The sequence below is a fragment of the Exiguobacterium sp. AT1b genome (assembly GCF_000023045.1).
Lineage (GTDB): Bacteria > Bacillota > Bacilli > Exiguobacteriales > Exiguobacteriaceae > Exiguobacterium.
In genome coordinates, this window is the sequence record NC_012673.1 from 2,600,033 (window position 1) to 2,621,664 (window position 21,632).

Annotated in this window: 17 protein-coding genes, 1 tRNA gene and 1 other annotated feature; of the genes, 17 read left to right on the forward strand and 1 reads right to left on the reverse strand. The window is 50.0% G+C overall.

Going from position 1 to position 21,632, the window contains the following annotated elements:
* Positions 1-29 precede the first annotated feature (29 nt).
* The 16 genes from EAT1B_RS13490 (at position 30) to EAT1B_RS13565 (ending at position 18,740) form a co-directional block, all read left to right on the forward strand.
* Positions 30-103, forward strand: a tRNA-Arg gene (locus tag EAT1B_RS13490).
* 124 nt (positions 104-227) lie between these two features.
* On the forward strand, positions 228-1,139 hold the full coding sequence (locus EAT1B_RS13495; RefSeq protein WP_015881111.1) for a hypothetical protein: 912 nt from the start codon (positions 228-230) through the stop codon (positions 1,137-1,139).
* An 89-nt stretch (positions 1,140-1,228) separates the two neighbouring features.
* Positions 1,229-2,521: a trigger factor gene (gene tig, locus EAT1B_RS13500; RefSeq protein WP_015881112.1), complete on the forward strand. Its 1,293-nt coding sequence runs from the start codon at positions 1,229-1,231 to the stop codon at positions 2,519-2,521.
* A 211-nt stretch (positions 2,522-2,732) separates the two neighbouring features.
* Complete coding sequence (clpX, locus tag EAT1B_RS13505; protein ID WP_015881113.1) at positions 2,733-4,001, forward strand: ATP-dependent protease ATP-binding subunit ClpX; 1,269 nt, start codon at positions 2,733-2,735, stop codon at positions 3,999-4,001.
* Between the two features lie 72 nt (positions 4,002-4,073).
* Positions 4,074-6,374, forward strand: a complete 2,301-nt coding sequence (gene lon / locus EAT1B_RS13510) for an endopeptidase La (protein WP_015881114.1) — start codon at positions 4,074-4,076, stop codon at positions 6,372-6,374.
* Positions 6,375-6,968: a ribosome biogenesis GTP-binding protein YihA/YsxC gene (gene yihA, locus EAT1B_RS13515; RefSeq protein ID WP_015881115.1), complete on the forward strand. Its 594-nt coding sequence runs from the start codon at positions 6,375-6,377 to the stop codon at positions 6,966-6,968.
* Positions 6,969-7,078: 110 nt separating this feature from the next.
* Positions 7,079-8,248: an AI-2E family transporter gene (locus EAT1B_RS13520; RefSeq protein WP_015881116.1), complete on the forward strand. Its 1,170-nt coding sequence runs from the start codon at positions 7,079-7,081 to the stop codon at positions 8,246-8,248.
* A 185-nt stretch (positions 8,249-8,433) separates the two neighbouring features.
* Positions 8,434-9,780 carry a glutamyl-tRNA reductase gene (gene hemA / locus EAT1B_RS13525; RefSeq protein ID WP_015881117.1) on the forward strand — a complete coding sequence of 449 codons (1,347 nt, stop codon included), beginning with the start codon at positions 8,434-8,436 and terminating at the stop codon, positions 9,778-9,780.
* Positions 9,781-9,832: 52 nt separating this feature from the next.
* The gene (gene hemC / locus EAT1B_RS13530) at positions 9,833-10,750 is read left to right on the forward strand and encodes a hydroxymethylbilane synthase (RefSeq protein ID WP_015881118.1); all 918 of its coding nucleotides are present in this window, start codon (positions 9,833-9,835) and stop codon (positions 10,748-10,750) included.
* Between the two features lie 25 nt (positions 10,751-10,775).
* Positions 10,776-11,408 (forward strand): uroporphyrinogen-III synthase, encoded by a 633-nt coding sequence (locus EAT1B_RS13535; RefSeq protein ID WP_015881119.1) that lies wholly within the window; start codon positions 10,776-10,778, stop codon positions 11,406-11,408.
* The gene (gene hemB, locus EAT1B_RS13540; protein ID WP_015881120.1) at positions 11,405-12,385 is read left to right on the forward strand and encodes a porphobilinogen synthase; all 981 of its coding nucleotides are present in this window, start codon (positions 11,405-11,407) and stop codon (positions 12,383-12,385) included. Before EAT1B_RS13535 ends, hemB begins: the two co-directional genes overlap by 4 nt.
* Positions 12,382-13,686, forward strand: a complete 1,305-nt coding sequence (gene hemL / locus EAT1B_RS13545; protein ID WP_015881121.1) for a glutamate-1-semialdehyde 2,1-aminomutase — start codon at positions 12,382-12,384, stop codon at positions 13,684-13,686. The genes hemB and hemL overlap by 4 nt, the downstream gene beginning before the upstream one ends.
* A 47-nt stretch (positions 13,687-13,733) precedes the next feature.
* Positions 13,734-13,955: a binding site (T-box leader), on the forward strand.
* Positions 13,956-14,012: 57 nt separating this feature from the next.
* On the forward strand, positions 14,013-16,664 hold the full coding sequence (locus EAT1B_RS13550) for a valine--tRNA ligase (RefSeq protein ID WP_015881122.1): 2,652 nt from the start codon (positions 14,013-14,015) through the stop codon (positions 16,662-16,664).
* Between the two features lie 94 nt (positions 16,665-16,758).
* Positions 16,759-17,511 carry a hypothetical protein gene (locus EAT1B_RS13555; protein ID WP_015881123.1) on the forward strand — a complete coding sequence of 251 codons (753 nt, stop codon included), beginning with the start codon at positions 16,759-16,761 and terminating at the stop codon, positions 17,509-17,511.
* Between the two features lie 41 nt (positions 17,512-17,552).
* The gene (locus tag EAT1B_RS13560; protein WP_015881124.1) at positions 17,553-18,005 is read left to right on the forward strand and encodes a GNAT family N-acetyltransferase; all 453 of its coding nucleotides are present in this window, start codon (positions 17,553-17,555) and stop codon (positions 18,003-18,005) included.
* Between the two features lie 183 nt (positions 18,006-18,188).
* On the forward strand, positions 18,189-18,740 hold the full coding sequence (locus EAT1B_RS13565) for a 2'-5' RNA ligase family protein (protein ID WP_015881125.1): 552 nt from the start codon (positions 18,189-18,191) through the stop codon (positions 18,738-18,740).
* Between the two features lie 120 nt (positions 18,741-18,860).
* Here EAT1B_RS13565 and EAT1B_RS13570 read toward each other — a convergent pair whose 3' ends face one another.
* Entirely contained in the window at positions 18,861-20,297 is a 1,437-nt protein-coding gene (locus EAT1B_RS13570) for a YdiU family protein (protein WP_015881126.1), read from the reverse strand.
* Positions 20,298-20,406: 109 nt separating this feature from the next.
* Here EAT1B_RS13570 and EAT1B_RS13575 point away from each other — a divergent pair, with 109 nt between their 5' ends.
* On the forward strand, positions 20,407-21,609 hold the full coding sequence (locus EAT1B_RS13575; RefSeq protein ID WP_015881127.1) for a folylpolyglutamate synthase/dihydrofolate synthase family protein: 1,203 nt from the start codon (positions 20,407-20,409) through the stop codon (positions 21,607-21,609).
* The last annotated feature ends 23 nt before the right edge of the window (positions 21,610-21,632 follow it).

The following is a 21,632-nucleotide window of genomic DNA, read 5'->3' on the forward strand; positions in this document are numbered from 1 at the left end:
CATTTTTCTATTATAGTTTTCATGTCAATGTCCCAATAGCTCAGCAGGATAGAGCAACGGCCTTCTAAGCCGTCGGTCGGGGGTTCGAATCCCTCTTGGGACGCTTCCATTAAAATAGAGACGCTCTCTACGGAGAACGTCTCTTTTTTCATTTTCCGGGAAATCGATTGACAAGGAATCGCGTCCTAACGGAAGATGAAGGGGAATGGAAGAGAGGGTGAGGGAAGATGGAGAAGGAAAAGGACCAGGACTATCCGTTCCCGGGGAATTGGGCGCGTCTGCATAAGATGATTCAGGAGGCAGATGCTTCTGGGGAACGACAGCGGATCGAACCGATTTTATGGGATTGGTATCAGACGATTCCAGGTGACCCGTTTATTTTCATGGAAATCTTCCAATGTGCAATGGAACGACCGGACGACCCGGAGACACTCGAGAAACTGCAGGAACTTGTCGGCATCCATGTGGCCGAGGCGGAAGAACCGGCCTCAGGAGGGCTGCAGATTGCGCAGTATTACATCATGCGGGACCAACCGTTTGAAGCGGCGCACTGGATCAACCAGTATCTCGAATGGCAGGACAAGAAGGATACGGTCAACACCCAGGCACACCAGGTACTTCAAGTGTTGAAGATGACCGAGTTTCCGGCGGCGATCGCCAAGTTGAAGCGAACGCTGACGCGAGGGAGTACGGGGGAACAGATTGAAGCGTTACAACATGTTCACTTTCAAATCGACCCCGTGCTCGACAATGTGCTTCATGAATTGCTCGTGTCGGAGCGTCCGAAGCTCGTCAAACTGATCGTGTTGGAAAAAGCGTACGCCGAACTAGAAGTCATCGAATGGACGGATGGGGACACTTCGAACAAGATGACACAAGCGGAAGCGAAAGCGCAGATTGAAACGTGGGAGAAGACCGTCTTTTCTCTTCAAAAATCAGTTGAGGGCGATGAGATCGGGACCCAGCTGTTGATGAATTACATGTATACGCATTATCCATATGTGCCGGCCGAAAAAGCGGACGTGGAACAGGCGCTCGTACAGGCGAAACAAGCGATTTTACATGACGAATCAGTCGACGGTTTAGCCGCGGCGATTTTAGAGGCGGATCTTCGCTTTACACAGGCGTTATTAGACTAAATCCTTGTGTGCTTACCGAGGATTTATGCTATAATACGGATTGTTGTACATTTTTGTACGGTATAAACGAATTGTTGGAGGGACTTAGCATGACAGCAAAATGGGAAAAAACATCAGGTAGCCAAGGCGTACTCACGTACGAAGCTCCTGCAGAAGCTTTTGATAAAGCAGTTGACGCCGCATTTAAAACAGTCGTCAAAGACTTGAACGTGCCTGGCTTCCGTAAAGGGAAATTGCCACGCCCAATGTTCAACAAAATGTATGGGGAAGAAGCACTCTATCAAGATGCGCTCGACATTCTCTACCGCGACACAATCCAAGGTGCGGTTGAAGAAGCTGGTTTCGAACCAATCGCGCTCGAAAACATCGATGTAGACGGCACGCTCGAGAAAGGCAAACCAGTCGCTTTCAAAGTGACATTCGTGGTTGAGCCAGAAGCTGAGCTTGGCGAATACAAAGGCCTCGAGTACGAAGCTGTTTCAACTGAAGTAACAGAAGACGAAGTAACAGCAGAACTTGAAGCACTTCAACAGCAAGGCGCAGAACTCGCTGTTAAAGAAGGTGCAATCGAAAACGGCGATACAGCTGTATTTGATTTCGCAGGTTTCGCTGACGGTGAGCAGTTCGAAGGCGGCACAGCTGAGAACTACACACTCGAAATCGGTTCTGGTCAATTCATCCCAGGATTCGAAGAGCAAATGATCGGCATGACTGCTGGTGAAGAAAAAGACGTTGAAGTAACATTCCCTGAAGAGTACCACGCTGAAAACTTGGCGGGTAAACCAGCGACATTCAAAGTCAAACTTCACGAAGTCAAAACAAAACAAGTTCCTGAACTCGACGACGAGTTTGCAAAAGACATCGACGAGTCTGTTTCGACACTCGACGAGTTGAAAGCAAGCATCCGTGAGCGTTTAGAAGCTGGTAAGAAACAAGAAGCTGAAGGTACAATGCGCGACCAACTCGTAGAGCAGGCAACTGCTAACGCGACAATCGACGTACCTGAAGTTCTCGTTGAACAAGAAGTAGACCGCATGGTACAAGAGTTCGGTTCACGTGTATCTTCACAAGGAATCGACCTTAACATGTACTTCGAACTCACTGGTACTTCTGAAGAAGCAATGCGCGAAGAGATGAAAGAGCAAGCTGAAGAGCGCGTAAAAGCTCGTCTCGTCTTGAAAGCAATCGCTGACAAAGAAGCAATCGAAGTATCTGACGAAGATGCTGAGAAAGAGCTTGAAGAAATGTCTAAACTTTACAACATCGCACCGGACCAACTCCGTACGATGCTCGCTCCGCAAGGCGGACTTGAGACACTTAAAGGTGACCTCAAATTCCGTAAAGCGATCGACATCCTCGTTGAAAACGGTAAAGCGAAGTAAGCTGATATTCGAAGGGACGACTGCCTAGCGGTCGTCCTTTTTTCTGTCACAGCACATTGCATGTGTAATTCTTTGAAGTCGCAATATGTTCATGCTACAATTATTTCAACGCAGAGATGTAAAATGTCTTTTCGCGGTGCATCGCACCAGAAAATTCAAATCGCGATTTATCGCACTTACATCCATTTTCACCACAGAAGGGGTGTATCGAATGTTCAAATTTAACGAGGAAAAGGGGCAACTCAAGTGCTCGTTTTGCGGAAAATCGCAAGAACAAGTTCGTAAGTTAGTCGCCGGTCCTGGCGTATACATTTGCGATGAATGTATCGAACTTTGCAATGAAATTGTTGAGGAAGAGCTCGGTGTAGAGGAAGAAGTCGAATTCAAAGACATTCCAAAACCACAAGAGATTCGTAACATCCTAGACGATTATGTCATTGGTCAAGACCGCGCCAAACGTGCGCTTTCAGTAGCTGTCTATAACCACTATAAACGCATCAACGCCGGCGGTCGTTCAGATGATGTCGAACTTGCGAAGTCGAACATCGTCATGATTGGACCAACGGGTAGCGGGAAGACGCTTCTCGCTCAGACGATGGCTCGCGTCTTGAACGTCCCATTCGCAATCGCAGATGCGACGAGCTTGACGGAAGCAGGTTACGTCGGAGAAGACGTTGAGAATATCTTGCTCAAATTGATTCAATCGGCTGACTATGATGTCGAGAAAGCTGAAAAAGGGATCATCTACATCGATGAGATCGATAAGATTGCCCGTAAGTCTGAAAACCCATCGATTACGCGTGATGTATCCGGTGAAGGCGTTCAGCAGGCGCTCCTTAAAATTCTTGAAGGCACGACAGCGAGCGTACCACCACAAGGTGGACGGAAGCATCCGCATCAAGAATTTATCCAAATCGACACGACAAACATTCTCTTCATTGTCGGTGGCGCATTCGCCGGCATCGAATCGGTCGTCAAACGCCGCATCGGGAAGAAAGTCATCGGTTTCGGAAACGATCAAGAGAATCGCGAGTTGACGCAAGAAGACTTGCTCGCCCGCGCACTCCCTGAAGACCTTCAAAAATTCGGTTTGATTCCTGAGTTCATCGGACGTTTGCCAGTCATGGCGACGCTCACGACACTCGATGAGGAAGCACTCGTTGAAATCTTGACGAAGCCGAAAAATGCACTCGTCCGTCAGTACGAGAAAATGCTCGAGCTTGACGATGTCGAATTGACGTTCACAGACGAAGCATTGATCGAAATCGCCAAACTTGCGATCAAACGTAAGACTGGCGCGCGCGGTCTCCGCTCGATTATCGAAGAAATGATGCTCGATGTGATGTTCACCGTCCCATCGCGTGACGATATCGAGAAAGTCATCATCACGGATGAAACGATTACGGGTCTTGCCGGTCCGAAATACGTCCTTCGTGACGGTACTGTCGAACAGACAGGGGACAACAAAGAGACAGCATAATTTGTTAACGAAGAAGGCTCAAACACTCGGCACATCCGAGTTTTGGGCCTTTTTGCACAGGAGGCGTTGTATATGGAAAAATTACCAATCCTTCCTTTGCGAGGAGTCGTCGTATATCCGCTCATCGGTGTGACCATCGATGTCGGACGCCCGTTATCCCTTCGGGCGCTCCTTGCCGCAAAGGAGCATGAAACAGATTTGATTGTCGTGACGCAGAAAGAAACAGGGAACGAGTCACCGGAACCGGAAGACCTATACACGGTTGGAACGCGTGTCCATATTGCGAAGATGAGTGAACTGTCGAACGAGACGATTCGGGTTCGAATCGTCGGGAAAGAGCGCGTCCGTGTCGACTCGATCGAATCGACAGATGAAGGATGGTTCGCCAATATCGAGCCGGTCGAACTCGCAGAAGGGGAAGAGGTCGAACGTACGGCACTCGTCCGTCTGTTAAAAGAACAGTTCGGAAAACTTGTCGCAAACATTAAGGGCATGTCGCCAGATGAGCGTCGTCGTTTCGAGATGTATGAGCGGCTTGAATCGCTCACGGACTATATCACGTCAAAACTCGATGTCGACGTCGAGCTTCGCCAAGCGATGCTCGAAGAAGCAGATGCCGTCAAGCGAGGACTTGAATTGCTTGAAATCATTGCACACGAGGTCGAAGTCATTGAGCTCGAGCAAGAGATGCGCGAGCGGACGAAGAAGTCGATTGAGCAGTCGCAGCGCGAGTATTACTTACGGGAACAGATGAAGACGATCCAGCAAGAACTCGGAGACCAGACGCAAGAGTCAGAACCGAACCGCCTCCGTGAGAAGTTAGAGGCGCTCGACTTGCCAGAGACGACACGGAAGAACGTGATGCGTGAAGCGGAACGATTGAACGTCGTGCCGCAGACGTCTCCGGAGTATGCGGTCATCCGTAACTACCTCGACTGGGTCACCTCTCTTCCGTGGGGCATTGAGACGGAAGACAAGCTTGACGTGAAACATGCGGCAGACGTCCTCGACGATGACCATTACGGTTTGGAATCGGTAAAAGACCGTATCCTCGAGTATTTGGCCGTCCGTCAGTTGACGAACTCGCTTCGTGGACCGATCCTCTGTCTCGCCGGACCTCCAGGGGTCGGGAAGACGTCGCTCGCCCGCTCGATCGCCTCGGCACTCGAACGTCACTTCGTTCGTGTCTCACTCGGTGGGGTGCGTGATGAGGCGGAAATCCGTGGGCACCGTCGTACGTATATCGGTGCGATGCCAGGACGGATCATCCGTGGGCTGAAGCAAGCGGAAAGCAAAAACCCGGTCTTCTTGCTCGATGAGATCGACAAGATGGCTTCTGACTTCAGAGGGGACCCGGCGTCCGCGATGCTAGAAGTGCTCGACCCGGAACAAAACGTCTCCTTCTCGGACCACTACATCGAAGAACCGTTCGATTTGTCGAACGTTCTCTTTATCGCGACGGCAAACGATGTCTCACAAATCCCAGCACCGCTTCTTGACCGGATGGAATTGATTCAAATCGGTGGGTACACAGAGCTTGAGAAAGTAGAGATCGCGAAGCGCCACTTGGTGCCGAAACAATTGGCAGAGCACGGATTGAAGAAGAGTCAGTTGACGATTAAAGAAGATGCGCTCTATGAAGTCGTCCGTCGTTACACACGTGAAGCCGGCGTCCGGAACTTAGAACGCGTCATCGGATCACTCTGCCGAAAAGCCGCGAAACAAATCGCCATCGGGGAGAAGAAACGGGTCACGATTTCGAAAAAGGCGATCATCACGTATCTCGGGAAGCCGAAGTATCGCTACGGAAAAGGGGAGACCGAGGACTCCATCGGTGCGGTGACAGGCCTTGCCTACACGGCGTTTGGTGGCGACACGCTCACAATCGAAGTGGCGCTCGCTCCAGGGAAAGGCAAACTTCAGTTGACGGGGAAACTCGGTGATGTGATGCAGGAGTCGGCACAAACAGCATATAGCTATGTCCGTGCAAACGCAGAGCGGTTCGGGATTGACCCGACGTTCTATGAGCGACAAGACATTCACATTCACGTGCCAGAGGGTGCCGTGCCAAAAGACGGACCGTCGGCGGGAATCACGATTGCGACGGCCTTGATTTCCGCATTGACCGGGAAGAAAGTCCATCGTGATGTCGGGATGACAGGTGAGATCACACTCCGTGGACGTGTCTTGCCGATCGGCGGATTGAAAGAAAAAGCGCTCGCTGCTCATCGAGCCGGGTTGACGACCATCGTCATTCCGAAAGATAATGAGCGAGACATCGATGATATTCAAGAGACGGTTCGTGAGAAATTGACGTTCGTTCCCGTGACGACACTCGATGAAGTACTAGATGTAGCATTTGGAGGAAATTAAATGAAGATCAACAAAGCAGAGTTCGTGACGAGTGCCGTCGCGCCAGACCATTACCCGGTCCATGAATTGCCGGAAGTGGCACTTGCCGGGCGGTCGAACGTCGGGAAATCGTCGTTCATCAATAAGATTTGCCAACGGAAGGCGCTCGCACGGACGTCTTCGAAACCAGGAAAGACACAGACCCTTAACTTCTTCAACATCAATGATGAGATCATGTTCGTTGACGTTCCGGGATATGGATACGCGAAAGTATCGAAGACGGAACGTGAGAAGTGGGGCGTCATGATGGAGCAGTACTTGACGAGCCAAGAGGCGCTTCGTGGCGTCGTCTTACTCGTCGATATCCGTCATGATCCGACGGGTGACGATGTGACGATGTACAATTTCTTGAAACATTATGAGATTCCGGTCATCGTTGTGGCGACGAAGCTCGATAAAATCAAGAAGAGTCAGCGTCAAAAACATGAGGCAGCGGTGAAACGCAAGCTTCAATTCGATCCATCTGACCGTTTTGTCGCCTTCTCAGCCGAGACGGCAGAAGGAAAAGACGAGGCGTGGAAAGCGATTTACGCACTCATCACAGAAGGCGAATAAGGAGAAGGCGAAGGGATTCCTTCGCCTTTTTGTTTTTGTCAGCCCGCAAGCGGGTAATTATCGTATAATCATAGTTAGTACATAGTCATCATTGTAAACGAGGTGGAGAAATGCAACGCATGTTTGAAAACAAATGGTATCGCGCCCTCTTTTGGACGCTGACCATCTTTTTAGTCATTTGGGTCGGGACACAGATCTCATTCGTGTTTGAACCGATTCAAGTTATTTTGGCACTCGTCACGGTTCCGCTTATTGTGGCCGGACTCTTCTTTTATTTCCTGGTCGGGATTGTCGACTTCTTAGAGAAACGCTTAAAAGGGAAGAGAACACTAGCTGTAGCCATCACACTGATCGGACTCGTGCTTATTTTTACACTTGTCTTCAGTATTCTCGGACCGGTTTTAGGCGAACAAATCACGTCGCTCGTCAACGCTATGCCGAGTATCGCAAAAGAACTTCAGAAACAGGCGTTCGCTGTCCGTGACACGTTGCTACAAAATGAGTTCTTTGCACGCTTCATGGCAGAAAATGACGAGATGTTCCGTAACTTGACGACGAACATTACGTCGTACTTAGGAGACTTATTCGGAAACATTGCCTCATCATTCGGTCAAGTCGTCGGATTCGTGACGTCAGCTGTCATCACGATCGTCGTCATTCCGTTCATGCTTCTCTACATGTTGCTCGACGGGAAACGCTTGCCGGACGCTATCGTCAAACTCTTACCATCGAGCTATGAGAAAGAGACACGTCACATCTTGCATGACATGCACGAGACGGTGCGGAGTTACGTCAACGCTCAGTTGCTCGTCGCATTCTTCGTCGGAATCACGTCACTGATCGGTCTATGGATCGTCGGTGTAGATTATGCCATCTTGCTCGCACTTTTCATGATGGTAACAAATATCATCCCTTACGTTGGACCGTTCCTAGGGGCTGCACCAGCAGTGGTCGTGGCATTCATTCAAGATCCAATCAAGGTATTATGGGTCATCGTTGTCATCATCGTCGTGCAACAGATTGAGTCGAACGTCATCTCGCCACTCATTCAAGGGAAGTCGTTAAAAGTACACCCGCTCACGATCATCATTGTCTTGCTCGTGGCCGGGAATTTGGCCGGCATCATCGGAATGCTCATCGCTGTACCGTTCTATGCGGTCGCCAAAACGGTTGTCCAGAATATCGTTCGCATCTATAAATTACGAGAACGAGAACATTATTTGGATAAAGAGGAGCCTGAGAGTCCGATTATCACGGACCCGAACTCGCCAAATCCATAAGAAGAAAGGGTAGGAGTGGAGTTTCGCCATTTCTACTTCTTTTTGTCACAAAAAGTTCTTATTTTATTTCAGGAAAATCAAACAGAAGATTATAGTTACCAGATAAGAACTGTTATAATGTACGGTAGAGATTGAAATAAAGAAGAGATAACCGTCGGTGGATTTTAGATGAGGGGAAGAGATACATGCATATTGTCGTCGTTGGACTAAATAACAAGACAGCCCCTGTCGCGATTCGGGAGCAGTTCTCGTTTGGGGAGCAAGAAATCGTGGATGCGATGATTGCACTTCGCGAAGAGAAGAGCATTTTCGAGTCGGTTATTTTGTCTACGTGTAACCGGACGGAGCTGTACGTCGTGACAGACCAACTCCATACTGGACGTTATTACACGAAACGTTTCTTGGCGAACTGGTTCAACCTAGAGATGGAGCAGTTCACACCATACTTGTCGATTCGAGAAGGGGAAGAGGCGATTCGCCACTTGTTCCGTGTCACGTCGGGCCTCGACTCGATGATCATCGGGGAAACACAAATTTTAGGTCAAGTGAAGACGAGTTTCTTCCGTGCCCAGGAGCATGGAACGACTGGAACGGTCTTCAACAAATTATTCAAAGAAGCGGTCACACTCGCCAAGCGCGCCCATACGGACACGCAAATTGGGGAAATGTCTGTATCGGTCAGTTCGGCTGCCGTGACGCTTGCGCAAGAGATGTATCAACAGCTCGAAGACAAACAAGTCGTCGTCGTCGGAGCCGGTGAAACGGGTGAATTGACGACACTCAATTTATTTGAAGCCGGTGCGAAACAAATCGCTGTCTTCAACCGGACGGAGAGCAAGGCAAAAGCTGTCGCGGACAAGTTCAAAGGTCGTGCCCATTCGATTCGTGAAATCGCATGTGGATTACTCGATGCGGATATTTTAATCAGTTCGACTGGCGCAAAAGAGGCGGTCATCGGATACGACGATGTGGCGGCTGCACAGTTGTTGCGTCGTGAACGTCCGCTCCTTCTCATTGACATCGCTGTGCCGCGAGATATCGATCCAGCGGTCGCGACACTTCCGGGTGTTCATTTGTTCGATGTCGATGATTTGAACGGAATCGTCAACAAAAATCTTGAGGCGCGTCTCGTCGAGGCTGAAAAGATTGAAATGAAGATCGATGAAGCGATTCAAGAGTTCCAAACATGGCTCGTCACACTGGGTGTTGTCCCAATCATGAACGAGTTGCGTGCCCGTGCCCTTGATATTCAAGAAGATACGATGACGAGTCTTGAGCGTAAGCTCGACCACTTGTCAGCACGAGACAAGAAAGTCATCGGGAAGCATATGAAGTCCATCATCAACCAAATGCTTCGTGACCCGATCGACTATATTAAAGATGCAGCGGCACAACCAGATGCGAACGTTCGAATCGCTCAATTCATCGAAACGTTCGGACTCGATGTCGAGTTGCCGGAACAACCTGTAGACGAAGTGGAAGAAACAGATGCCACTTCTGCCAAAGCACCACTTCGCGCATTGATGCGCTAACAAGACAAAAAGGCGACGCGTGTCGCCTTTTTCTATGAAGGAGAGATTGAACATGCGGAAAATCATTGTCGGCTCACGCCGTTCCCAACTCGCCATGACTCAAACAAAATGGGTCATCGAGCAATTGAAACAAGCTGGAGCAACAAACGAGTTCGAGATTAAAGAAATCGTGACGAAAGGGGACCAAATCGTCGACGTGCAATTGTCGAAAGTCGGGGGGAAAGGTCTGTTCGTCAAAGAGATTCAACAACAGATGCTCGATGGGGACATCGATTTCGCCGTACACAGTATGAAAGACGTTCCGGCCGAACTACCAGAAGAACTCTATATCAGCTGCATGCCGAAACGTGTCGATGCGCGTGACGTCCTCATCTGTGAGAACGGCTACACGTTCGAGACGCTTCCGAAAGGTTCAATCGTAGGAACGAGTTCACTCCGTCGTGGTGCTCAGATCTTGGCAGCACGTCCTGACCTTGAGATTCAATGGATCCGTGGAAACATCGATACGCGTCTGAAAAAGTTAGACTCGGAGAACTACAACGCCATCTTGCTCGCGAAAGCAGGACTCGAGCGGATGGGGTGGACAGATCGTGTCGACTTTGAAGCGCTCGACCCGGACGTCATGGTACCGGCTGTCGGACAAGGCGTACTCGCCATCGAAAGCCGCAAGGACGATGCAGAAGTGACAACGGTGCTTCAATTATTGCATGATGATGTGACGGCGAAAGCGGCGACGGCGGAGCGTACCTTCTTGAAAGCCATCGAAGGAAGCTGTCACGTTCCGGTCGGCGGTTATGCGACGGTCAACGGTGACGATGTGACCCTCACAGGCCTCATCGCGTCAGTGGACGGGAAAGAAGTGCTCCGTGTGACGAAGACGTCAACGGACGGCGTTGCACTCGGACAAGCAGTCGCAGAAGAATTGCTCGGTCGTGGCGGGCGTGAAATCCTCGCCTCGGTCAATGAGTGACGTATGGTACACGGGAACGAAACGAATGACCGCTTCGCAACGGGCACGGCTCGAGGCGAGCGGTCTTTCCGTTCATCATGTCCCGCTCATTCAGACGAAAGAGACGCACATCCCGCCACCCGTGGAACGATTCGATTGGCTCGTCGTGACGAGTCAAAACGCGGTGCCCGCCCTTCAAAATCTGACGCGTGACGTCAAAGTCGCCGCTGTCGGGGAGAAGACGAAGCGGGCGCTTGAAGCGGAGGGGTTCACCGTCTCGCTCATGCCGGAGACGTATACGGGTGAGGCACTCTTTAAGCAGTTACTCGATGTCGTGTCAACCGATGACGTCGTCTTGTTCGCGCGTGGCAATTTGGCGAACACGTCCCATATGTCGATGTTGCCTCATGTACAGGACTGGGTCGTCTATGAGACGGTTCCAGTGCCGTTGACACCGGCGCAACAGCAACAACTCGAAATCGTAAAGGCGTTGCTCGTCTTGAGCCCGTCGGCGGTCGAGGCGCTCACACCATACTTGTCCCGCTTCAACGGGACGTGGTACGCCATCGGCGAAGTGACCGAACGCGCCGTCCGACAAGTGTCGACGTTACCGATACGAGTGCCAGAATGTTATACTATGGATGCATTAATACAGTGTGTAGGGGAGGATTTTTCATGAACCAGTTTGACCGTCACCGTCGTCTTCGCTCATCGAAGTCGATGCGTGCCCTCGTACGTGAAAATCATGTTCGAAAAGAAGATTTGATTTACCCGCTCTTCATCATTGAAGGGACTAACATTAAACGTGAAGTCAGCTCGATGCCTGGCGTCTTCAATTATTCACTTGACCGACTCGAAGAAGAGATCAAAGAAATCGTCGACCTCGGTCTCCAATCTGTGCTCTTGTTCGGCGTGCCGGAACATAAAGACCCAGAAGGTAGTGAAGCGTATCATGACCACGGTATCGTCCAAGAGGCGATCCGTAAAGTGAAGGAGTGGGCACCACAGCTAACGGTCATCGCCGATACGTGCCTCTGTGAATACACGTCGACAGGTCACTGTGGTCTCGTGAAGGATGGGGACGTCGATAACGACGCATCGCTACCTCTTCACGTCCAGACGGCGATCACGCAAGCACAGGCGGGTGCCGATATCATCGCACCGAGCTCGATGATGGACGGATTCGTCGCAGCTATCCGCGAAGGTCTCGACCAGAACGGATTTAGCCACATTCCAATCATGAGCTACGGCGTCAAATATGCATCAGCCTATTACGGACCGTTTCGTGACGCAGCCCAATCAGCTCCTGGAGAAGGCGACCGTAAAGGGTATCAGATGGACCCGGCGAACCGTCGCGAGGCGTTCCGCGAGTCACAATCGGATGTGGAACAAGGTGCCGACTTCATGATCGTCAAACCGGCTCTCGCGTTCATGGATATCATCCGTGACATGCGCGACTCACTCGATATGCCGATCGTGGCGTATAACGTGAGCGGAGAGTATGCGATGATCAAAGCCGCGTCACTCAACGACTGGGTCGACGAAGAACGCATCGTCATGGAGACGATGGTCGGATTCAAACGTGCCGGTGCCGATCTCATCGTCACGTATTTCGCAAAAGACGTCTGTCGCTATTTGGAAGGAGACTACGCATGACATATAACCAAACACGCTCACAAGAAGCGTTCGAACAAGCCCGCCCGCTCATGCCAGGCGGTGTCAACAGTCCGGTCCGTGCCTACAAATCGGTCGGCATGACGCCAATCTTCGCCGAACGCGGTGAAGGCTCACGCGTCTATGACATCGACGGCAACGAGTATATCGATTACGTCCTCTCATGGGGACCACTCATCCTCGGTCACCGTGACCCGGTCGTCACGAAAGCGATTCAAGAACAAGCCGAAAAAGGCTGGACGTTCGGGACGCCGACCGAGCTCGAGACGAAGATGGCAGAGCTCGTCATCGACCGCGTCCCATCAATCGAGATGGTCCGTATGGTCAACTCGGGTACGGAAGCGACGATGGCGGCACTTCGCCTCGCACGCGGCTACACCGGGAAGACAAAGATTTTGAAATTCGAAGGATGTTACCATGGACATGGCGACTCGCTTCTCATCAAAGCCGGTTCTGGTGTCGCAACGCTCGGTCTCCCGGACTCACCTGGTGTACCGAAAGAACTCGCGAGCCATACGCTCACGGTGCCTTACAATGACTTGGACGCAGTCCGCGTCGCGTTTGAGAAATACGGAGACGACCTCGCTGGTGTCATCGTCGAACCGGCCGCAGGAAACATGGGCTTCGTGCCACCACAACCAGGATTCCTTGAAGGACTTCGTGAGATCACAGAACAAAACGGTGCGCTTCTTATCTTTGATGAGGTCATGACGGGCTTCCGTGTCGGATACAACTGTGCCCAAGGGTACTTCGGTGTCACACCGGACCTCACATGTCTCGGTAAGGTCATCGGCGGCGGACTTCCGGTCGGCGCTTACGGCGGGAAACGTGAAATCATGGAACAGATCGCACCGCAAGGTCCGATCTATCAAGCAGGGACGCTCTCGGGTAACCCACTTGCGATGATAGCCGGTTACACGACACTCTCGCAACTCAAACCGGAGCACTACGAGGAGTTCGAGCGTAAGGCAGACCGTCTCGCGGAAGGCTTCACGCAGGCCGGTGAGAAATATAACATCCCGCACGACACGAACCGTGCCGGCTCGATGTTCGGTTTCTTCTTCACGAACGAGAAAGTAACGAACTTCGAGAAAGCGAAATCGGCGAACCTCGAGATGTTCCGTTCGTACTATCAGAAGATGGCGGCGCGTGGCGTATTCTTGCCACCGTCACAGTTTGAAGGATTGTTCCTCTCGACGGCTCATACGGATGAGGATATCGAGAAGACGATCGCAGCGGTCGAGGCGACGTTCAAGGAGCTTCAAGAAGAGTTTTCACTCTAATCTTGACTGCTGACGTTTCTGTCGCTACAATTATTTAACAGATATGATGAATGGCATTGATGAGGAGTAGTACGCATCCTCCATTCCTTTTAGAGACGCGACCGCTTGGTGAAAGGTTGCGAGGGATGGACGCGGAAGTCGCCTCGGAGCTGACTTTCTGAATGGAGTAGGAAAGTTCGGTCCATCGACCGTTATTCGATTTTGAGGGCGCCACTTGTTGGCGAACTAAGGTGGTACCGCGGAAGATCACGGCTTCTTTCGTCCTTAGCGTATAGGACGAGAGAAGCCGTTTTTGTGTTCATTAAGATATAGAGGAGGCGCCACACATGGCCCATGAGACAAATGAAATTACTATGCCGACGAAGTACGACCCAAGTGCGACGGAGTCAAAATGGTACGACTACTGGTTAGAGAACGATGTATTTAAAGCAGACGAGGACGATTCGAAACAACCGTACACGATCGTCATCCCACCACCGAACGTTACGGGGAAACTTCACCTCGGGCACGCCTGGGACACGACGCTCCAAGACTTGTTGACACGCCTCAAGCGTATGCAGGGCTATGACGTGCTCTGGCTCCCAGGGATGGACCATGCCGGCATCGCGACACAAGCGAAAGTCGAGCAAAAACTTCGTGAAGAAGGCGTCATGCGTTACGACCTCGGACGTGAGAAGTTCCTCGAGAAGACGTGGGAATGGAAAGACGAGTACGCGAAGACGATTCGCGACCAATGGTCAAAACTTGGTCTCGGTCTCGATTACTCGCGTGAACGCTTCACACTAGACGAAGGGCTCTCAAAAGCTGTTCAAGAAGTATTCGTCCGTCTTTACGAAAAAGGCTTGATCTACCGTGGCGAATACATCGTCAACTGGGACCCGGCTCAAAAGACAGCCGTTTCGGATATCGAGGTGATCTATCAAGAAGTCGAGGGTGCGTTCTATCACATGAAGTATCCACTCGCTGACGGTTCAGGTCATATCGAAATCGCGACGACACGTCCTGAGACGATGCTCGGTGATACAGCGGTTGCCGTCAACCCGAAAGATGAGCGTTACACACACCTCATCGGCAAGACGATCATGCTTCCGGTCATGAACCGCGAGATTCCAATCGTTGCGGACGACTACGTGGACATGGAGTTCGGTACAGGTTGCGTGAAGATCACACCAGCCCACGACCCGAACGACTTTGAAATCGGAAACCGTCATGAACTTCCACGCATCCTCGTCATGGACGAAGGCGGGAAGATGAACGAGAACGCTGGCAAGTACGAAGGGCTCGACCGCTTCGAATGCCGCAAGCAACTCGTGAAAGATCTTGAGGCGGACGGCACACTCGTGAAGATTGAGCCGCACACGCACTCGGTTGGTCACTCAGAGCGTTCAGGCGCAGTCATCGAGCCATACCTTTCGAAACAATGGTTTGTTGACATGGAGCCACTCGCGAAAGCGGCACTCGAGGCACAAGGGAACGACGACACGAAAGTCAACTTCGTCCCGGAACGCTTCGAAGGCACATACCTCCGTTGGATGGAGAACATCCGCGACTGGTGTATCAGCCGTCAACTTTGGTGGGGTCACCGCATCCCGGCTTGGTACCATAACGAGACAGGCGAAGTGTATGTAGGGAAAGAAGCGCCGGCGGACAGTGAGAACTGGACACAAGACGAAGACGTCCTCGACACATGGTTCTCGTCAGCACTCTGGCCGTTCTCAACGATGGGCTGGCCGGATGCGGACGCACCGGACTTCAACCGTTACTTCCCGACGAGCGCGCTCGTTACAGGATACGACATCATCTTCTTCTGGGTATCACGGATGATCTTCCAATCACTCGAGTTCACAGGGAAGCAACCGTTCAACGATGTCCTCATCCACGGTCTCATCCGTGACTCGGAAGGACGCAAGATGTCGAAATCACTCGGTAACGGCGTTGACCCGATGGAAGTCATCGACCAATATGGAGCGGATTCACTCCGTTGGTTCCTGCTCACAGGTTCGACACCAGGGAACGATCTTCGTTTCTATTGGGAGAAGATCGAGTCGACATGGAACTTCGCGAACAAGATTTGGAACGCAAGCCGTTTCGCTCTCATGAACATGGATGGTCTTAAAGTCGAAGACATCGACCTCACAGGTGAGAAGACGCTTGCTGACAAGTGGATCTTGACGCGCTTGAACGACACAATCGATCAAGTGACACGTCTTGTCGACAAATACGAGTTCGGTGAAGCCGGTCGTTACTTGTACAACTTCATCTGGGAAGAGTTCTGTAACTGGTACATCGAGATGGCGAAACTCACGTTATACGGTGAGGACGAAGCAGCGAAGCACACGACCCGTTCGGTCCTCGCACATACGCTCGATTCGATCATGCGTCTCATGCATCCGTTCATGCCGTTCCTTACAGAAGAAATTTGGCAACACTTGCCGCACGAAGGCGATTCAATCGTTCGTGCAAGCTACCCGACACGTCGTGACGACCTTCACTTCGCCGATTCGGTTCCAGCGTTTGAAGCTGTGATGAACGTCATCCGCTCGGTTCGTAACATCCGTGCCGAAGTGAACGCACCGATGTCGAAACCGATCCAGCTCTTCATTTCGACGAGCGATGATGCGACACAAGGTTACTTGAGCGCGAATGAAATGACGATCGGCAAGTTTACGAATGCGACAGAGCTTGAAATCGGACGTGGTCTCACGGCCCCGGACAAGTCGATGTCCGCGATTATGACGGGAGCAGAGCTCTTCATCCCACTCGCAGACCTCATCAACTTCGAAGAAGAAATCGCCCGTCTTGAAAAAGAAGTGGCGAAGTATGAGAAAGAAGTCGAGCGCGTGCAGAAGAAACTCGGAAACCAAGGCTTCATCGCCAAGGCACCGGCTCACGTCATCGACGAAGAGAAAGCAAAAGAAAAAGATTACCTCGACAAGCGTGACGCAGTCCGTGCCCGTTTGGAAGAGTTGCGTAAGTAAGATATACACCTTCTTTGGAGATTGATTCTCTGAAGAAGGTTTTTTTGTATTTTGGTAGAATTTGGAGAGATGGACGTAGAAAAGGGGATATGAGATGAGACGAATCGGCGTAATGTGTGTTCTTGTGCTGGGACTGGTGGGATGTACACCATCAGAAGAAACGAAGTCTGTGGAGACGATTGATGTGAAAAAAATAGAGAAAGTCGGGATTGATGAATCACATTTCCCCGACGTAGACGTAACCGGGACGATGATTGCGGAAGTACCACCAGGGACAGAAAAGGTCTCGGACGCGGTCGCGGAACAAATCACTCTTCAATATGAAGATGGATCGACAAGACAGTTGTCAAAGGATCACATTTTAACGGAGACGATGGTCGGGGGAATCGGTTTAGTTGCGATGATTGTACCTGACCGTGAGAACCCATTTGGCGTATTCATTCATGATGAAAGAAAGGGATGGGCACAGCGTGGCATGCAACGCTTTGGGATTCCAAAGACATCAACTGCATTTGTTCACGGATTAGATCTCCCTAATAAAGAGATGGAGGCCATCAGCACTGATTATTCAGGTAGCGATTGGCCGGTGAAGCTTTGGACGTTATACGATGAGACACACCTCATCAGTATCATTGCGACGGATTCTTTTACTGAGGTAGAAGGAGAGATGTCGGAACAGCCAGAACCGTATGTATTGGAGCAATCTTACGGGAACGGTTTATACTATTTATCCCAAGGCAAACTGATTATCGTGACAGGAAATATCTCGGAAGAAGAGTTGTTGAAGCTAGTTGATTCTTTACCAGAGCCTTCATCTGTGTCGTTTCCCTTTCATGATTCGGAGTAAGGGTGAACACACACTTATAGAATCGATGAAAAGGAGTGGACATGTTGCTCAATCGAAAGGAAACGATCCTACGAATTCGTAATGCTGAAATGAATGATGTAGCTGCACTGTCAGAATTAATGGGAGAGTTAGGATACCCAACTACAGAAAAACAGATGGGAACCCGTTTGATGAATATCCAACAAGATTCGAACTATCACACATTTGTAGCGGTAGAAAATCAAGAAATTGTAGGGATGATTGGATTTTTTAGAGGAGTATCTTATGAAGTAGATGCATCCTACATTCGAATCATTGCTCTTGTCGTGAAGGCATCTCATCAAAAAAATGGAGTCGGCGCTTCTTTAGTGAATCATGTTCAAGATTGGGCACAGCTACATGGCATAATGAAAATAGCGGTCAATACAGGAAATCGTCGAACAGGTTCACACGTGTTCTACAAAAAGATGGGCTTTGATGGAACAGGGACAGGTTATTACAAATCCTTACTATGAAAATGAGAAAAATCTTTGATTAAACGTTCTATATAGTGTGGAAGCAATTATATAGTTACCTTTTATGAAGATTCATTCTCTAGGGGAAATATGCATCCTTGTATTAGTGATATCTGGATGTATAACATAAATGGAGATGGACTCCGTGCTGAAAATATCAACTTTTTATGGGAGTGATAAATAATGAAAGTAGAGTATTTTATAGGAATTATAATCCCGAAAGACTATTTAATACGAATTGAAAAATTTCAAAATAAATGGATTAAACAATTAGGTGTTGAGCCTCATATAACTTTAAAAGCACAAGGTGGATTGACTTCGGATGAGAGGTGGATTGAAAAAGTGCGTACTGTTTGTAAACACTTTAAACCTTTCCAAGTATCGTTAGGTAAACCAAAATATTTCGGAGACAATATTTTGTATTTAAGTGTCAAATCAAATGACTTGGTTAACTTGCATCAAGAGATGTTACAAAAACTTGCGCCACCAAAACACATAATTACACAATATTTTGAAGGCGATGAGTATGTACCTCATTTAACTCTAGGTACAGAATATGTCAGTAGAGATTTTACAGAGGGCCTTTCAAAAGTAGATTTAAAAGAAATGGAAAAATTAGCAAATGAAATACTTGTTCCATTTCCTAATTTCGAAGTGAATTCAATTAGAATATATAAATTGAATATTGAGAAAAATATATATGAAAAACATCTGGATATATCGTTATCTGATTAAATTGATGAACAGTATTTTTTGTAATTGTTAAAGGAGTCAAGTCCTCGCAATTTAATTAATGAAGCATCCTACAAATAAAAAATAGGTTTCAAAAAAACCACCTCGAAAAAGCGAGATGGTTCACGTGCCACAAAACGTTTGATACGGATACGTTCGTGGTGGACCTGCCGATACGTATTCAGACGATTGATCGTAGTTATAGGGGTCACGCAAAATGGTGAGTATTGCCTCGGTCGGACCGAAGTCACCGCGTTCTGCTGCTTGAATCGCTTTTTCGACATGATGATTTCGAGGAATAACGGCCGGATTATACTGGCGCATGATTCGACTGACGTCCTCGTCCGGGAGACCTTGCCCATTCAGGCGTTTACGCCAAGCACCAAGCCAGACCTTCCCGTCTTTCCGAGTTGCAAATGGGAGCGATTCAATCTCACCAAGCGTCAGCGAGCGGAACGTATTCGTATAATCTGCCTCAGTCTCCATCATCAAGCGAAGCAGTTCATCCGTTAGCTCATCGTCACCATCTTTTCGGACGAATAGGCCAATCTTATGTGCGAGTCCGGTAAAGTACGCTTCTTTATACAACTCGGTATAACGGGTGAGCTGTTTGTTCGCCACATCGACCGCTTCTTCTTTCGTCTCGCCAAGGAGCGGCAGCAATGTCTCTGCAAGTCGGGCGAGGTTCCAAGACCCGATATACGGTTGGTTCGCATAAGCGTAGCGTCCTTCTCGGTCAATCGAGCTGAAGACGGTCTCCGGATGATACGTATCCATGAACGCGCATGGTCCGTAATCGAGACCTTCTCCGCTGATGAACATATTGTCCGTATTCATCACCCCATGTATAAAACCGACGAGTTGCCAGTTGGCAATCAGTCTCGCCTGTCTTTCGACGACGCGTCCGAGGAACTGTTCATAGCGATTCGGTGCATCGATCAAGTCTGGGTCGTGTCGTTTGATGGCTACTTCAGTAAGAGCGATGACGTCATCGATGGAGCCGGCGCCTGCTGCGAATTGAAATGTTCCGACACGAAGATGACTTGAGGCGACCCGAGTCAGGATGGCCCCATGCTTTGGACCTTGACGCATGATGGCTTCCCCTGTCTGAATGACGGCGAGCGCCCGGTTCGTCGGAATGCCGAGAGCGTGCATCGCCTCGCTAATGATGAACTCGCGTACCATCGGCCCGAGTGCGGCCCGTCCGTCTCCCCCTCTAGAATACTCTGTCGGTCCAGAACCCTTTAGTTGCACATCGACACGTTTCCCGTTCGGAGTCACATGTTCTCCGAGCATGAGGGCGCGTCCGTCCCCGAGCATCGTCAAGTTGCCGAATTGGTGTCCGGCGTATGCTTGTGAGAAAGACGTTTCGGTTTGACGATTGCCGGCCAGTAAATCGATGTCTTGTTTGAGACTTTGCGCATCAAGACCGAGCGAAGCGGCTAATGCATCGTTAAACAAGACGAGTGTCGGATTGTCGACCGGGTGGATAGGTCCACGGTCGTAAAAGATGTCACGTAGTTCGAGGTACGTCGCCTCGAAGTTCCAGTCAGTTGTCATGGCGCATGCCTCCTTCTTCGCTTCGAGTATAGCACAGACTGTTTTCCATAACGGCTGTCGTGAATTTTGATAAGATGAAACAGAAGTGTAAACAGTAGGAGTGTGGAAGATGAAGACGAGACAAGATGTATTCGATTGGTTGAGTGGACAGCTTCGCTTCGGGATCAAACCGGGTCTTGAGCGGATGAACTGGATGATTGAGCGGTTAGGGTTAGAAGAACGCCCGTCCATCCATGTGGCCGGTACGAACGGAAAAGGGTCGACCGTCGCGTTTTTACGGGCGATGGCGATGGAGAACGGCTTATCCGTCGGCACATTTACCTCCCCTTATATCATTCAGTTTGAGGAGCGGATCATGTTGAACGAGGAACCGATTCCGGAAGACGCGCTCGTCGCCGTGGCGAATCGAGTCAAAGCGTGTGCGGACGATGCGCCAGAGACGTTGACGGAGTTCGAGCTCTTGACGATGATGGCATGGTGCTATTTTGATGACACACGTCCAGACTTGATCATTTGGGAAGTCGGTCTCGGGGGACGACTGGATTCGACCAATGTGCTGACGCATCCACTTGCGACGATTGTGACATCAATTGGACATGACCATCAAGGGATTCTCGGCGATACGCTTGAAGAGATTGCGATGGAGAAATACGGCATTATGAAACGCGGGGTGCCGATGTTCCATAGTATCGGTGAGGAAAAATTGGTTGAGTTGTTGCATCAAAAAGGGGACGACGTAGGTGCTTCCATTCATGATGTTCGTCCACTCGTGAAGAAGATTGTGGACGGGGCAGAGACCGTCGTGACGTATGAGGATATGTCATATGTCGTGCTCGGATTGACAGGACATCATCAAGCATACAACGGGGCGTGCGCCGTGGCGGTTGCGCGTCACCTCGGATGGAGTGATGACGCCATCCGAAGAGGGATTGAGCGAGCACAACATCCGGGACGGTATGAGCTCGTCTCCAAACGACCACGTATCATTTTAGATGGGGCACATAATCAAGAAGGCATCGAGGCGTTAGTATTACAAGCCAAACAAGAGACAGACGTGACGGTGCTGACGGCGATTTTAGAAGATAAAGACCGTGACACGATGATTCACGCGCTTCAAGAAATCGGAGACGTGTATGAAACGACATTCGACTTTCTGCGTGCGAGAACGAGAACGCAGCTAGAGAAAGATGGGGCGCGATTTGTCGAATGGAAAGCGTGGTTACAGAATTGGATCGAGTCGCCAACGAGCGAAACGCTGATTGTGACCGGGTCGTTGTATTTCATCAGTGAAGTGAGACGTTTCTTAAGCTAAAACATTTACCTGATGTCAAAGAA

What these genes read in the sequence shown, in the direction of transcription:
- EAT1B_RS13495 (WP_015881111.1), top strand. Translation starts at nt 228, where the DNA reads ATGGAGAAGGAAAAGGACCAGGACTATCCGTTCCCGGGGAATTGGGCG.
- tig (WP_015881112.1), top strand. Translation starts at nt 1,229, where the DNA reads ATGACAGCAAAATGGGAAAAAACATCAGGTAGCCAAGGCGTACTCACG.
- clpX (WP_015881113.1), top strand. Translation starts at nt 2,733, where the DNA reads ATGTTCAAATTTAACGAGGAAAAGGGGCAACTCAAGTGCTCGTTTTGC.
- lon (WP_015881114.1), top strand. Translation starts at nt 4,074, where the DNA reads ATGGAAAAATTACCAATCCTTCCTTTGCGAGGAGTCGTCGTATATCCG.
- yihA (WP_015881115.1), top strand. Translation starts at nt 6,375, where the DNA reads ATGAAGATCAACAAAGCAGAGTTCGTGACGAGTGCCGTCGCGCCAGAC.
- EAT1B_RS13520 (WP_015881116.1), top strand. Translation starts at nt 7,079, where the DNA reads ATGCAACGCATGTTTGAAAACAAATGGTATCGCGCCCTCTTTTGGACG.
- hemA (WP_015881117.1), top strand. Translation starts at nt 8,434, where the DNA reads ATGCATATTGTCGTCGTTGGACTAAATAACAAGACAGCCCCTGTCGCG.
- hemC (WP_015881118.1), top strand. Translation starts at nt 9,833, where the DNA reads ATGCGGAAAATCATTGTCGGCTCACGCCGTTCCCAACTCGCCATGACT.
- EAT1B_RS13535 (WP_015881119.1), top strand. Translation starts at nt 10,776, where the DNA reads ATGACCGCTTCGCAACGGGCACGGCTCGAGGCGAGCGGTCTTTCCGTT.
- hemB (WP_015881120.1), top strand. Translation starts at nt 11,405, where the DNA reads ATGAACCAGTTTGACCGTCACCGTCGTCTTCGCTCATCGAAGTCGATG.
- hemL (WP_015881121.1), top strand. Translation starts at nt 12,382, where the DNA reads ATGACATATAACCAAACACGCTCACAAGAAGCGTTCGAACAAGCCCGC.
- EAT1B_RS13550 (WP_015881122.1), top strand. Translation starts at nt 14,013, where the DNA reads ATGGCCCATGAGACAAATGAAATTACTATGCCGACGAAGTACGACCCA.
- EAT1B_RS13555 (WP_015881123.1), top strand. Translation starts at nt 16,759, where the DNA reads ATGAGACGAATCGGCGTAATGTGTGTTCTTGTGCTGGGACTGGTGGGA.
- EAT1B_RS13560 (WP_015881124.1), top strand. Translation starts at nt 17,553, where the DNA reads ATGTTGCTCAATCGAAAGGAAACGATCCTACGAATTCGTAATGCTGAA.
- EAT1B_RS13565 (WP_015881125.1), top strand. Translation starts at nt 18,189, where the DNA reads ATGAAAGTAGAGTATTTTATAGGAATTATAATCCCGAAAGACTATTTA.
- EAT1B_RS13570 (WP_015881126.1), bottom strand. Translation starts at nt 20,297, where the DNA reads ATGACAACTGACTGGAACTTCGAGGCGACGTACCTCGAACTACGTGAC.
- EAT1B_RS13575 (WP_015881127.1), top strand. Translation starts at nt 20,407, where the DNA reads ATGAAGACGAGACAAGATGTATTCGATTGGTTGAGTGGACAGCTTCGC.